This window comes from Niabella yanshanensis (assembly GCF_034424215.1).
GTDB classification, from domain to species: domain Bacteria; phylum Bacteroidota; class Bacteroidia; order Chitinophagales; family Chitinophagaceae; genus Niabella; species Niabella yanshanensis.
This window is the reverse complement of record NZ_CP139960.1, coordinates 5511611-5525719: the sequence shown is the minus strand read 5'-3', so window position 1 is coordinate 5525719 and position 14109 is coordinate 5511611. Positions and strand designations below refer to the sequence as shown.

Here is a 14109-nt window from a genome sequence, read left to right as displayed (position 1 = left end):
TTCTATTTTGAATGGCCGGATCCGGCTAATTGGTATTTATATAAAACGTAATCGTTCTCCCCCGGCAACTGCAGTTTCAATAGGCCGCCCGGCCCGGTAACCTGGTTTATATTTGGGCCACTTCCTAAGATCTTTGTGCCCATCAACCTCGTATTTTCCGGTAACCAGGTTTTTATAGTTACATATTGTTGTGGATTTTTCTCCCGGAAAACAAGCAGGTAACCATAACCCTTATGTATAGATTGAAAGCCTGTCCATGACCGGCCTGACGGTTCGTCACCAATAGGCAGAATGGTTCCTTTATGAAAGTCGTGCTGGATCTTTTTGTAAGCCTTGATTACCTTGGCCAGTTCGAAGGCCTCCGCCGGTAAACCGGTCCCTTCAAACCAGGCCAGCGGTTGAGCAGCCATAGTGATAGCAAAGAGGTATTCAAAAGAATAATGAGCGGGAGCAAAAACATCCTTTCCATATTTACCGGTGTTACGCCATTTGTTCAGGAACTCGATTTGTAATTTCTCGGCAGGCACATACTTAGACAATAACCAGAGATTCCGTAAAGTCCAATAGGGATAATAGTTCTGCCAGTCTGTGTAACGGTTTTCCAGGAAGATATTGCCATATTCGTTGAAAGAATGATAGCCACTCCTGCGCCCGGCTGTTGCATCGAGGTTAAATACTACCTGATTATCGCTGGCCTCCAACACCCGGTCAAATAATTTTCGAAGATTAATTTCCGCCTGTTTGGTAGGTATCGCCAACCCGTCTATTTTAAAAGTGCGGATACCATACATTTGATACAACTTTATCAGGGCCTGCGCATCTTTTTCCCAGTCGGCATAATTGTTTTGTACACTTGGATTAAACCAGAGACAGATTTCCACACCCAGTTTTTTTCCCTTTTCAACTACCGGTCCCAGACCATTGGGATACTTCACCAGGTCAGGCGTCCAGTAATCAGGATTATTCCAGATATTTTCAAAAGAGCCTTTCGCTACTGCTGAGTTCGGACTTTTTCCCTGTTGCCAGCCGTCATCTATCTGGAAATGGGTGATGCCTAACTGCGCCGCTTTTTCAACCTCCTGTAAACTGAATTGTTCATTCACCCTGGAGTCCTGGCTCCTGTCGCCCCAGGTATTCATCATCACCATCTCGTCACGCCCCGGAAGCAGCTTACGCATATTTTTTTGATAGCTACGCAGGGCAGTAAGACGATTGAGTTCTCCTCCGTTATATACGCCGGTCACAACACTGTATGCTTTACGCCATTCGCCTTCTTTGATATCTTTAGGTGTTAAGCCCGGTCCCGTAACCATAAAGTGGCCGAACTCCGTAGTAAAATCATTGCCAGGGTATGCCAGTTGTGTTGTTGAAGAAGGCGCTTCTTTAAGAAGAAAAAATCCCGCATCTGCTTCCATATCCTGTGCAAACAAAAGATTACCCCTGTAGGAAGTTTTCCGGTAAGGGATGATATTCGTTTCAAAAACCAGGTTATTGTTCCAATCTGTGATATCGTAAAATTCCACTACCCTTGTTTGCCAGTGATAGCCTCCTGGTTTAAATTGATCCAATATACCCGGTACAGGCTTTGATTGCATATCGGCAGCAAACTCAATATTCTTCTGATCTCCCTGGCTGGTGGCTGATCTTTCCGAATGGTGGTTCATCGATCCTTTGAGATAGGTATCGCAGGCGATAACCGGGCAATCTTTATAAATACGAAAAACCCGCTTTACTTCCATTGTTCCTAAGGTGAAACCTACTGTAGCTTCCAGGTATCGGGGCCGGATGGAGTTTTCAGCCACTTCCCGGTAAGTAAATGAGCTATTGGAGGCAGGTACCTTGTCACCTGACACTGAAAAATCCGGTGACCGGGATTGATTTAACCAGGTATGTTTACTGGTTTTGTTGGTAAGACTGTAGGTGATGAGGTTACCCTTATTCCAGGAAAACCTTCTTTCAATGAATCCATTGCCCATCACCAGCGTATCCTTATCCAACCGGCTATAATAACCGTTTTGAGAAAAAGCAGTAAAAGGTATTAGAATGCACCCTGCTATTTTTACAAAAAGCCTCATTAAATCGCCTTTAATTTTTTATCGTCAGAAAACTCCCGGTTATGCAGGCTGTTCATCTGGAATACACCCGGGTAAGAAGAAACATAAGATACCATTGGCTCTGGTTTTATGGTAGATTGTCGTACTACCAGTTCCCCATCCAGGATACGCGTGATCGGTTTCCAGCTGGCAGGTTCTTTATCCATTAAACTTAACAATAACGACATAGCGGTTTTGCCCATTTCCCTGTTAGGTACGGCAATGGTGGTGAGTGCAGGGTCGGCAAAGCCCGATCCGTAATGATCGCCAAAACCCACTACAGCAATATCCTCCGGTACTCTTTTGTTCATTTTTTTAAGAACCTGTACGGCTTCCATTGCTATGGCATCATTTACTGCGAAAATGGCATCAACTGGCTGTTTTTGCTCCAGCAGGTATTTCACCTGCATTTTTACATTGGTCACATTCAGATCCGTGTCAATCACCAGGCTTTCGTCATAGGTTAGACCATGCTTATTAAGCGCGGCCCGGTACCCGTTCAATCTTTTCTGCATGATCAGCATTTGCGCCGGGCCGGTCAGGTGCGCAATGCGTTTCCTGCCCGAAGCCACCAGGTGCGCCACCGCGTTAAAAGACGATTCATAGTCGCTTACCACCACTTTGGGTACCATCATTTCCCCACAGACCCGGTCAAAAAATACAATGGGAATACCCCTGCGGTAAAAAGTCATCCAGTGATCATAGTTGATGGTTTCTTTAGTAATAGATACCAATACGCCATCCACGCAATTGGCCAGCATCACTTTTGAGTTGGCCACTTCCGTTGCATAATTTTCATTACAGGAGGCCGTCAGCACAGAAAAACCCCGTTGAGCTGCTGCTTCCTGTGCACCTGCCATCACTGTCGGGTAAAAAGATGAGATCAGCTCCGGCACTACAATCCCGATGGTTTTGGTTTTATTCGTTCGTAAACCGATCGATAACATGTTAGGTTGATAAGCCAGTTGGTCGGCCAATGCTAATACTTTCTGCCGGGTTTCCGGATTTACATTGGGATTGTTGGTTAACGCGCGGGAAACCGTAGATTTTGATATATTTAGTTTTTTAGCTATATCTACAATCGTTATCGAACTACCTTTCATATACAATCGTTTTACGTTTATCAGCAATAGTTATGCTCCGCCAATTTGTCAAGAGCCGTTTGATTATTGTTTGATCAATCTAAAGAAGAAGGCATCCTGAACTTCAACTTATTCACCTTTTAGTGAATTATACGCGAATAACCCGGCGGTGCATCTTTGATAACGAATGTAGCATGGACATGAACCAGGGATGGGTGGGTTTCATTCGGAAATGGTATATTTTTGTACAGGAAGCAGATTTTGGGTAGTTTTTGTACAAAAAAGGTAGCTTTTACCCTATTCTCTTACCCAACTCTTCTTTTTTAAAAAAGTAAGCCCCGTTTCCCACTTCTTTCAGAAATTGATATTGGAAAAAGATGTAACTAAACAACCTGTCGCTGAACGTTCGTGTTGTTACCAGTAGCAAGCACCCCTATCCGACAAAAAGGCAGACATGGATAAGATAGTGGTATTTTAAGCGGTGTGGCACAGAGATTAAAAAGAGTGTATTTATCCCGTAACTGCCAAGGCCATTTTATACAATATTTCCGATTTATAGCTTCGGAAATCGCCTGCGCCCGCTAAGTGTGGTTACCACAATAGTTAATGCCCCAACGGCAAAGAAGAACCAGGACTTTGTACCCAGCATCCACATTGAAGATAAGAGCAATAACCCCGATAAAAAATCGATCAATAAATGAAGCTTAAAGGGGAGAATGCGCACAAGTCCCCATTCATACCGGGTGAACAAACTGTATAAGATAATGACCACCCCCATTGTCATAGAAAAGGTTTGCTCACTACCGGGCATATCAAAGCCCAATATCCGGGGTGCCAGGATCAGTAGTACCCCCACAAGGTAGTCTAGTAGCCCATGTAATTTCGTGTTAATCATAAACGATAAGTATTAAAATTTATTAGACAGCAGCAAGATGCTATTTCATTCTGCCGCCGTTATTGTCGCTGTTTTTAGGCGCCCTATTCACAAAAAACAGGACTACCAAAACCAGGATCAGTATTGTTGCGCCGATAATTACAAACATGGCTTTTATTTCTTCAACCGGTTCAAAGCAGATGCCACAAAAGACTTGATGTCGGGTCCATTGTTTTTAGAGCAAAAAATCGGGGCATCACCAATTACCTTGTGGAAGCGAGTCTCTTTTCTCTACAATACGGGAAATAAAATTACCGTTGAAAAAATCTCGCTCATTGCTTCACATAGCATATTACCGCGGCATTAATCCTGCCGACTTGAACCAGAACCGGTTCAACTCAACTTATATTTATATGATGGTGGAAGACCCTAAAAAAGCTATTCAGCTTCATGAACCTGAAGTGCAGGCCGGATCCAACGCGAATGTAAAGGGCTATGCATCTGACAAACTGAAGATCATCCGTCATCATAAAATGATGGCCGACAGCCTGGCTAATGCTCTGTTTCCGGTACGCTAATCTGGGCAATGGCATCACATCTAAATTAAACAGCAGATCACGGATTACCGGATCTGCTGTTTGTTTTATCCCATCATAAAACATACGCCATCAAATAATACTATCGTTGTCATAAGTACTCCATTGCATATTGCTATCCGGCGTAGCACTGGCCACCTCAGCACTTCTCTCCTGCCCTAAAGCTTTATCCATGGATTCAATTTGTTCATTACTACGATTCGTCCCCTCAACTTTCTCCTCTACCAATCCATTGGTTTCCCGCACCCGTTGTAAAGGGTTTTCTACATACACCCAATCCTCATTCAGCTGGCTGCTCGTACCCTGGTTCCAGGGTCCCCTCATGCTTTGGCTCTCCGACATGTTAAAATACTTGTTACTATAACGGGCATCCCCCTGCAAAGTTCCCGGTGGAAAATTCGGCTGTACGGTTTGCAATGCCGCTTCAAACATCTGGAAATGGGCCACCTCACGTGTCATCAAAAATCGAAGCGTATCCTTCACATAAGGATCGTCAGTAAACTTCATGAGGTACTCATAAACAATCTTAGCTCTCGACTCTGCAGCCATATTAGACCTTAAGTCAACAGATAAATCACCGTTGGCATTAACGTAAGCTGCAGTCCACGGATTACCGTTACTATCAGACAGAATGGGACCTCCGCCTGATAAAACGCCAAACTGTGGATTCATCATTGATTCATGTATATAGCTTTCTTTAGAAGTGGGATTCATAGTTTGCATAATCTCAGATTCGTCAGCAGCATTTTTCAAGTCGCCGTTGACGCCGGAAAGCAACATTTGGATAGTAGCGCCCACTATTTCAAGGTGACTGAACTCTTCAGTAGCAATATCCATTAGCATGTCATACTTATCAGGATGGGGTTGCTTGCAGGGAAAAGCCTGAACAAAATACTGCATAGCAGCTTTCAGTTCTCCATTGGGCCCGCCAAACTGCTCCAGCAGTATCCGGGCAAAACGGGGATCGGGAGCGGACACCCGTGCATTAAATTGTAGTTCTTTTACATGATGAAACATAAGAATAGATTTATTAAGTTATAAAAGAGAATGCTGTTTTGGGACCTGTAGCGATTGCAACCTGTCTGTATCCGTTGAAGTGATGAGCTGCACCATCATAAAACATTACCGTCGAAAGCAGAACAGTCAACAAGGCCTCTTATAGCCTGCCGGTCCAAAGGCAGTGCCACAGGCAATACCCTTTTCTATTTTTTTGATTTTTACCAGCATCAGCCGTCTTTCGAAAAACAGTACCGTCGGGCGCATTGTGGAACCGGGCAGTTTTTTTCTACAGTTTGTGAAAGCAATTGCAGCCATTTTTAATGGATCCTGCGTTGCAGAATCAGCAGTGGCAGCGCCTAACCGGCAGCCAGCTGTACTTTTCCGTCTGTGCGGGCATCGGGCAGGTCATAACGCCGCTGCGGCATAGTGCTTGCCATTTGATGGGTACACATTATTTATAAACACAGGCAATGAAACATGTATCCTTATTCAACATATTGTTATTAATACTACTGGGCTCCGCTTTTACGGCCTGTAAAACCCAAAGCCCCGGTACGGCGAAACGGCAGCAATTATCCGGAAAGGTGATTGTCATCACCGGTGCGTCCAGTGGTTTGGGCAGAGGCATCGCATTGGAGGCGGGCCGATCCAAAGCAACGGTAGTTCTGGCATCGCGTAATAAAGCAGAGTTGGAAAAAGTAGCGGAAGAGATAACGGTACTGGGAGGTAAGGCCCTGGTAGCACCAACCGATGTAAGCATCGAGGCAGATATAAAATCCCTGTCGGAACAGGTAGTTGACCGCTTTGGGCGTATAGATGTATGGATCAATAATGCAGGTATCGCTGTGTTAGGCAGGTATTGGGAAATACCTCTTGAGGATCAGCTACGTGTGGTAAACGTTAATTTAAAAGGTGTTATGTCGGGCAGTTATTACGCATTGAATCAGTTCAAAAAACAAAATGCAGGTGTACTCATTAATATTTCGTCTGTTGAAGCTGAGATTCCCACCGCATACCAGGCCGCATACTCCATATCCAAATCAGGTGTCAGAACGCTGGGCAATACGTTGCGACAGGAGTTAAGACTGGCCGGTTATAAAAACATTAAAGTGGTCACCATTTTACCTTATGCTCTGGACACACCTCTTTGGGACCATGCAGGCGTGTTCACGGGCCATGCTCCCCGCATGATCGCTATGGACGATCCGCAAAAGGCAGTCAATACCGTTATGCACGCCATATTTTCTAATCGAAGGGAATTAGCTGTTGGTTGGAAAGCAAGATTAAGCATCAACGCTCATCGGGGCTTTCCAGGTATGATAGAACGAGCAGGATCAAATATTGTACATAAATACCAGGCCGAAATAACGCCGCCGATGCCTCCCACAAAAGGAAACCTTTATGAATCGCTACCCACTCCGGGAGTAGATGGCGGCATCCGGGAACGTATGAAAATAGAAAAAAAGCAACGCAAATCAGGCAGCAGTCAATGATCGACACTTTTGCACTGCCTGAACAATAAAAATGACGGGTAAAACCCGTCATTTCAAACAACTAAAAAAATCATGATTAAATAAATTCCTTCGGCATCTAAAAAGCAAAAAATCAATAACTTAAATTACTAGACCCAATATACAATCTTTATCGTTATTAACAAAAAAATAATTTATTTAATTCCGATTAAATGCATTTAAACCCTGTTTAAAGGACCAAACCTTCAAAACCCAGCATAACAAATGGTAGTTTATCACACTTTACTGAAACGAATCAACCGGCTCACCACCCCACTTTATGACATTAGGTTGTATACAAATATCATAAAGCGTATCACTGGTCAACAATTGCTCCAGCTTGTACAAATGGGTTTCATTTTCCAGGTCAAATATAAATGTATACTTTCCCTTTAAAGTATTGCTATGTGCCCGCGCTGTTATCAGCGCGTCATAGTGATGGAGGGTTAACACTGTTTTTTGAGATCCATTGGTCAGGGAGGTTGTGTTTTGACAAGGGGCCAGTATAATAAATCTTCTCTTCTGATCTTTTAGCTGATACAATAATCTGACATCGGCTTTTTCCACTTCACTTCTCATCATTTGAATTTTACAGATTAGATGTATGCAAATGCCGCGCCAAAGCAAATAGAACACATTGCTTATTTTATTCCCACGGTTGGAGCGTGAAGCATATTTGATCGTCAGTACATTAGGGCAGACTTTTTGTGTTATCATTTCTTGCAGTATATTTCCAGCCCCGAAGAGAAAAAGAAAAGTGATGAAATTCCTAAAAGCCCTCCCTTTAACCCTACTTTACCTGGGAACAGGAATGTTATGGATCTACCTGAGCGATCGCATAATAGCATTCTTCTTTCCCTCAGGCCAGTTAGTATTATGGTATCAAACCGCAAAAGGATTTTTGCTTGTTTGCTTCACTGCTTTATTGCTATACTTCATTATGCAGCGCTTTTCAAAAGGCCAACTCCGGAAGTATAACGAGCTAAGAGCAAAAGATGAGGTACTGCAAGACATTCAACAGAGTCACCAGCTACTATTCCGCCTGGGGCCCATTGCGAATTTGATATATGAGACTGATACCGGGATTTTATTGGATATCAATCAGAAAGCAGTTAACCTTTTAGGTTTTACAAAGGAAAAAATTATCGGCAAAAACATCTTTACTTTATTGCCCGAACTTAATACCCTTAACTATAAGGCATATCCCGTCGATTCGACCACATCGATACTCGCTTACCTCAGGCCCGATAAGGCGGTCGTAAAGTTGGAGGCTTCTTCATTTTTGTTTAATAGCCGCGGAGTCAATCACACCCTATTGTTATGTGTTGATGTCACACAACGCGAAGAAGCATTAGAAACCCTTACTGATTTGCAGGCTAAGCTGGTAGCGGCGCAAAAGATCGCGCGCATCGGGTACTGGCAATACAATTTTGACACCGGCAAATTATTCTGGTCTGATGAGATATATGAAATATTGGGCGTAGACAAACGGCATTTTTCTCCACAGTATGAGACATTTTTGAACTCCATTCACCCCGACGACCGTAACCTGTTTCCCCCTCCAGCTTCACCATCAATTCGTATGTTTCCCGGCTACGATAAAGAGCATCGCATTGTTCTGGCAAATGGGATCGTGAAGTGGGTGCATGGTAAAGGCCGGTTAAAAAAAGACGCCACGGGCAAACCGTTTTGCGTTGAAGGCACTTTACAGGACATTGATGCTACTAAAAAAGCAGAACTGGCTGCTGTGGAAGCCTTACTGGAAAAGGAAATGGTACTGGAGCGGATCGGAGATGCTTTTTTTGCGGTGGATCAGGCCTGGAAAGTCACCTATTGGAATAATCGCGCCGAACAAATATTGGGACGTAAAAGAAAAGACATCATCAATCACAATTTATGGGAAGTATATGCAGATGCCGTCGATACGCCTTTTTATTATAACTACCAGGAAGCGATGAAGACGGGACAATCGCAATATTTTAAGGCTTACTATGAAGGTACCTGCTCCTGGTTCGATGTTGGAGCATTTCCTTCTTCAACCGGATTATCCATATTTTTCCGGGATATTACCGAGCAGGTTCGCTATATTAATTCAATTGAGCAATATAACAAAACACTGAGAGATATAGCCTGGTCGCAATCGCATGAGGTACGTGCCCCATTAATGAGACTGCTGGGACTTGCCAGCCTGATAAAGGATATGGAAGCCGGCATCTCGGCTGAGTTACAGGAAATACTGAATATGATGGTAGCTTCAGTAGAAGACCTGGACCAGGTTGTAAAAAAGATCAATGAAAAGACGAATATTACTTAGATATTCTTGAACAACAATATATAATCACCAGTCACTGTAGTTACATCTGTAAAAAATTGACAGATTGGTATCTATGCAAATCCGGCACTTTCAACCGGCTTTTGCTTTTTCACAATCAACCACCAGCAGGTAAAAGAAGCCGCAGATAGAATGATCCAGAACAGGTCGATCAATAAAATATCCGAATATCCTTTACTATAAGTTATCCATATCCAGTTGCCGGTTACTATACCATTTACTATAGGTATGGCCAACCCGATCAATGCGCCTGAAAGCATACAGTCCCGGTTCGTTTTGTAATTGTTTTTCCGAATGCTCAGCAAAACTGCTACCACCAGCCAGCTCCAGAAATAAAACGGGTATATAAAAGCCATACCACCCCCCGGGTAAATTTTAACTGCGATAAAGGCCGCGGCAGTAACCGGGAACATAGCGAGACTTACAGCCAGGTAGATATGCGTCAACCACTCGTTAAATCTTTTTTTCTTTTCAGGGATATTCTTTTTATTCCGGGCCGTCAGCCATATCAATACCCCGGATATGATCACTACACAGCCGCATATGCCCAGGAAAAAGTACAGTATTTTTACTGCATACCCGCCATAGTTACCAAAATGCAGGTTATAAACCAGGTTTTGCACCACATCAGTATAGCCGGCTGGTCTGCCGGGGTCCTTGCTTTCTACTACCTGCTTAGAAGCTGCACTATAAATAACTTCGCCGCTGCCTACAAATTTTTGTTGAGTGGGCAATATATTTTCAATGATAACTTCCATTGAGGCATCGCCGTAATTAACCAATTGAAGGCCAGACAAGCGGGTATGATCCCATTTGCCAGCAGCCTGCTGCAGGAAATAATTAACATCAGCCTTATCCCGTAATGGCTGGTTCAAAAAATCTATTTTTCTTTGGCCGTATCCCAGCACCGTATTTAATGAATCTTCATTTCCTGCATACTGAATTTTAGCCGTAGGCTGTGTAAACAAGGGATAGCTTACCAGGAAAAAACTGCCGGTAACCGCAAAGATCAACAGGAACGGAAAGCTAATGACACCTAATGCGGTATGCAGGTCCGTCCATACTGTCTTTAATTTCTCCCATGGCCTGAACACATAAAAATTGGATACAATCTTATTCCAATGCAACAAAAGCCCCGTGATCAATGCGAAAAGGAATATAAAGGCCACCAGACCGGCAATATAATAACCCAGAGGGAAACCCAGGTTAGCAATACTATTTACCTGTGCCAGAAAATGAAGCCGGTATAAAAATTCTCCCAGGTCGTACGACTCTTTATAATCAGCTCTTGTATGCTTTTGAATATCGTAATAGAAAAAACCACCCTTTGCTTTATTAGTCGTATCCTTTGATTCGGAGACTGAAACACCCAGGCGTGGTGTATGAGGATATACATAAAAGGAAACATTGCGGCCATACAACCCGTATTGTTGATCCAATGAATCCGTTATGGTATTAAAATCCAGGTTATACCTCGAAGCAGCCGGGTTGGAAACGTTCTTCTGCCAGTTGGATATTTCGCTTTTGAAAAAGGCAAATGACCCGGCAAAAAAAATTACGAACAGTATCGCACTGATGATAATTCCGCTAATCGTATGGGTATGAAAATAGATATTATAATTACGATTGTTCATTCAAATTAGACTTTAAAACTATTTTAGAAGGAAAGGTGCTGCAAACAGTAAGGTTAGGATGATATACCAAAGCCAGATCTTCCATCCGCTTTTAGAAAGAAAAGCCAGTATCATCAGGGCACACCATAGAAGATAAGTTGAAAAAGAAGCAGTAACGGCAATAGCCTTTGCATCAAAAAGCCGCATTAACAACTGGTGAAAACTGAGTGTGACCAGGTAGCCACCTATGAATGCAGCGGTAATTTTCAAAACTCTTTGACCAGGTGCGCTCAGGTATTTTTTGTTGGCGGGCATTATTTCAATATCATTAATTCAATCAATAAACTCAGGGTAGCCATAAGCAGGATATGTTTGAGTTTAACAAACCCCAGGGGCGCCAATACAATGGTATAACAGGCCCCTGCCATTAGCAGCAGGATAAAGGTAAAAATACCCAGCATCCAACCATCGGCTATTATTAACATGGCAAGGCCAAACAGCATCAGCAACAGCCCGATCCACCTGGCTTTGGCCGGATTGGAACGGAGCCATTTCTCATAATTTCCCGCAACTGCAAGCCTAGCTTTAGCGGAGGTATTATACTGCTGAAAAAAACCTAAAAGACAACAAACGGCCAGTAATGTATACATAGCTTTTTGATAAATTAAAAGAATCGCGTACAAAAGTACCTGCGACTGCACCGAGGTTGTTTACTAAATGCGGAATTTCTTTAGGCTATTATTCCTGCATTGATCATAGAGATGACGGACTTCAAGCAGCCCGTTAGCCTGGGGGCACAGGAGCGTAAGCTTCGTCTTTTGACAGGAAACAACGATTTTCTTTTCAATAATTAATATATTGCTTTTAGTTATTATTAATTGTCTAAATTATAATGCTGCTGATCGAAAAAATGGAAGTTTTAGTATCTTTATAGAATACTCCACATTGTTTATATATGAGAAAACAACTGAACTATGACGAGTTACTGCATACTATGCGTTTATCGAACAGCGATGACCCGTTCAACAGGGGTACGCTTCTTTTAACGCTGGTACATGAAGTAATGGAGGAAAAATCTTTAAATAAACAAGACTTTATTTTCACCCAATATGACGAAGGTTATATTTTAATTACACAGGTAAATACATAAGTACAACAAGATATGATCTGTTTGCTCTAAACCTGTACCCCAGCCTATCATAAACACAACTATTTTCAAGACATCATATTCCCTTCTGCCAAATTGATATTTGGCATGCTTATTTATTATGCAACCACACCTTTTAAGCTTTGACAAAAAGCAGGTTACTCATTCATAAATAGTCAGCCCTAAATTGATACCGTATGGCAATATTATCGGCGGCAGCCCGTAAAAGAAAACCCCTTACTTTTAAAGGGATCTGGAATGTACTAAAAGAAACCTTCAAAGGTTTTTCAGAACATAAGATCACCAAATTAAGCGGATCACTGGCTTACTACACCGTTTTTTCGATGGGTCCGTTGTTGGTGATGATCATTTCGCTCTGCGGACTTTTCCTGAAGAAAGAGGCAGTAGAAGGCGAAGTTTTTGCGGTTTTAAATGGATTTGTTGGTGAGGATACAGCCATTCAGCTTCAGGAGATCATTAAAAACGCATCGCTTGCCGGCAAAAGCAGGATTGCTGCCATTATTGGCGGTATAACACTGCTGATAGGCGCCACCACCGTCTTCGGCGAGATCCAGGACTCTATTAATTCTATATGGGGACTGAAAGCCAAACCGAAAAAAGGTTGGCTAAAAATGCTGCAGAACCGGTTCCTGTCCTTCTCCGTTATTGTAAGCCTGGGATTTTTATTGCTGGTATCATTGACTTTGTCGGGAGTCATTGAGGGTATCAGCAATGCCCTGCAGGCAAGGTATCCGGATGTGACAGTGGTGGCTTTTTACATTATCAACCTGGTATTAACCCTGGTAATCAGCGCCATTATATTCGCAGTTATTTTTAAAGTGCTGCCAGACGCCAGGATCCGCTGGCGCGATGTGATAGCAGGCGCATTCGTTACAGCCGTTTTATTCATGCTGGGTAAATTTGGCATTTCAATCTATATTTCCCAAACCCAGGTAGGCAGTACTTACGGTGCAGCAGGATCTCTGGTCGTATTGATTGTATGGATCTACTACTCCTCCATTATTCTTTACCTTGGCGCCGAGTTCACCAAAGCTTATGCTGTGGCATACGGGGATGATATCCATCCAAATGATTATGCGGTTACCACCAGAGAAATAGAGGTGGAAACCGGCAGAAAAACAGTTCAGCAGAAGGAGCAGGAAAAAGAATCTGATACCCGGTGAAAATAAAATACCTGGATTTTAAAATATTATTTCAACATTTTGTTGGTGCATTTGATTTCTTCCTAACTTTAGTAGGTTAACCCGTTTATAATTCAACATAAAACTCTGATATGGCAACAAAAAAAGCAGCCGTGAAGAAGGCGGCAGCTAAAAAGTCCGCTCCGGCAAAAGCAGCCCCTAAAAAAGCGGCTCCAGCAAAAAAACAGGCAGCGGCAAAACCTGCGGCAGCCCCCAAGAAAGCTCCGGCAAAAAAGGCGGCGCCCAAAAAAGCGGCTCCTAAGAAAGCAGCAGCGAAAAAGAAGAGAAAAATCAATCCTGCATTATTAGTGCCACTAACACCTAGTGCTGTGTTGGCTGCGGTAATAGGTAACAAACCTGCATCAAGACCCGATATTATCAAAAAAGTATGGGCTTATATTAAAAAACAAGGGCTGCAGGATACGGTTAACAAGCGTATGATCAATGCCGATGACAAACTTAAAGCACTATTTGCCGGCAAAACACAGGTATCTATGTTTGACCTGGCTAAGATTGTAAGCAGCAACGTAAGTAAATAAAGTTTTCCCTCCCAGTAATAATTTAACCGGTAAGGAGATCTGTGCATCTCCTTACCGGCATTTATATATAGTGCCATACCTTCTAACTATAGCCTACCCATACAAACCTTTACAAAAGCGC

The 14109-nt window shown here is 42.9% G+C and carries 14 protein-coding genes; 6 read left to right on the top strand and 8 right to left on the bottom strand.

All coding sequences use genetic code 11. From position 1 onward, the window contains the following. Positions 1 to 2 precede the first annotated feature (2 nt). From U0035_RS22840 to U0035_RS22830, 3 genes are all read right to left on the bottom strand, one after another. Positions 3 to 2075, bottom strand: coding sequence for an alpha-galactosidase (locus U0035_RS22840; protein WP_211316439.1), 2073 nt, complete (start codon positions 2073 to 2075; stop codon positions 3 to 5). Beyond that, complete coding sequence (locus U0035_RS22835; protein WP_114791268.1) at positions 2075 to 3196, bottom strand: LacI family DNA-binding transcriptional regulator; 1122 nt, start codon at positions 3194 to 3196, stop codon at positions 2075 to 2077. The genes U0035_RS22840 and U0035_RS22835 overlap by 1 nt, the downstream gene beginning before the upstream one ends. Positions 3197 to 3728: 532 nt before the next feature. Then, entirely contained in the window at positions 3729 to 4070 is a 342-nt protein-coding gene (locus U0035_RS22830; protein WP_114791267.1) for an SPW repeat domain-containing protein, read from the bottom strand. A gap of 314 nt (positions 4071 to 4384) precedes the next feature. Between U0035_RS22830 and U0035_RS22825 the strand changes: the two genes are divergently transcribed. Then, positions 4385 to 4627: a DUF4142 domain-containing protein gene (locus U0035_RS22825; protein ID WP_114791266.1), complete on the top strand. Its 243-nt coding sequence runs from the start codon at positions 4385 to 4387 to the stop codon at positions 4625 to 4627. Between the two features lie 90 nt (positions 4628 to 4717). Here the strand turns inward: U0035_RS22825 and U0035_RS22820 are convergent, their stop codons facing one another. Then, on the bottom strand, positions 4718 to 5662 hold the full coding sequence (locus U0035_RS22820; protein WP_114791265.1) for a manganese catalase family protein: 945 nt from the start codon (positions 5660 to 5662) through the stop codon (positions 4718 to 4720). Between the two features lie 452 nt (positions 5663 to 6114). Here U0035_RS22820 and U0035_RS22815 point away from each other — a divergent pair, with 452 nt between their 5' ends. Next, positions 6115 to 7137 (top strand): SDR family NAD(P)-dependent oxidoreductase, encoded by a 1023-nt coding sequence (locus U0035_RS22815; protein ID WP_114791264.1) that lies wholly within the window; start codon positions 6115 to 6117, stop codon positions 7135 to 7137. A 261-nt stretch (positions 7138 to 7398) separates the two neighbouring features. Here U0035_RS22815 and U0035_RS22810 read toward each other — a convergent pair whose 3' ends face one another. After that, positions 7399 to 7737 (bottom strand): hypothetical protein, encoded by a 339-nt coding sequence (locus tag U0035_RS22810; protein ID WP_162817884.1) that lies wholly within the window; start codon positions 7735 to 7737, stop codon positions 7399 to 7401. Between the two features lie 178 nt (positions 7738 to 7915). Between U0035_RS22810 and U0035_RS22805 the strand changes: the two genes are divergently transcribed. Then, complete coding sequence (locus U0035_RS22805; RefSeq protein WP_114791262.1) at positions 7916 to 9469, top strand: PAS domain S-box protein; 1554 nt, start codon at positions 7916 to 7918, stop codon at positions 9467 to 9469. A gap of 71 nt (positions 9470 to 9540) precedes the next feature. Here the strand turns inward: U0035_RS22805 and U0035_RS22800 are convergent, their stop codons facing one another. From U0035_RS22800 to U0035_RS22790, 3 genes are read right to left on the bottom strand one after another with little or no spacing between them, the layout of a single operon-like run. Further along, positions 9541 to 11121 carry a PepSY-associated TM helix domain-containing protein gene (locus U0035_RS22800; protein ID WP_114791261.1) on the bottom strand — a complete coding sequence of 527 codons (1581 nt, stop codon included), beginning with the start codon at positions 11119 to 11121 and terminating at the stop codon, positions 9541 to 9543. Positions 11122 to 11139: 18 nt separating this feature from the next. Then, positions 11140 to 11415, bottom strand: coding sequence for a hypothetical protein (locus U0035_RS22795; protein ID WP_114791260.1), 276 nt, complete (start codon positions 11413 to 11415; stop codon positions 11140 to 11142). Continuing rightward, a complete protein-coding gene (locus U0035_RS22790; RefSeq protein ID WP_114791259.1) occupies positions 11415 to 11750 on the bottom strand; it encodes a hypothetical protein in 336 nt (111 codons plus the stop codon). The genes U0035_RS22795 and U0035_RS22790 overlap by 1 nt, the downstream gene beginning before the upstream one ends. Before the next feature lie 305 nt (positions 11751 to 12055). Here U0035_RS22790 and U0035_RS22785 point away from each other — a divergent pair, with 305 nt between their 5' ends. The 3 genes from U0035_RS22785 to U0035_RS22775 all read left to right on the top strand — a co-directional run bounded on the left by U0035_RS22785 (position 12056) and on the right by U0035_RS22775 (position 13988). After that, on the top strand, positions 12056 to 12250 hold the full coding sequence (locus U0035_RS22785) for a hypothetical protein (protein WP_114791258.1): 195 nt from the start codon (positions 12056 to 12058) through the stop codon (positions 12248 to 12250). A gap of 194 nt (positions 12251 to 12444) precedes the next feature. Further along, the gene (locus tag U0035_RS22780; RefSeq protein ID WP_114791257.1) at positions 12445 to 13431 is read left to right on the top strand and encodes a YihY/virulence factor BrkB family protein; all 987 of its coding nucleotides are present in this window, start codon (positions 12445 to 12447) and stop codon (positions 13429 to 13431) included. A 110-nt stretch (positions 13432 to 13541) separates the two neighbouring features. Next, positions 13542 to 13988: an SWIB/MDM2 domain-containing protein gene (locus U0035_RS22775; RefSeq protein WP_114791256.1), complete on the top strand. Its 447-nt coding sequence runs from the start codon at positions 13542 to 13544 to the stop codon at positions 13986 to 13988. Positions 13989 to 14109: the final 121 nt, after the last annotated feature.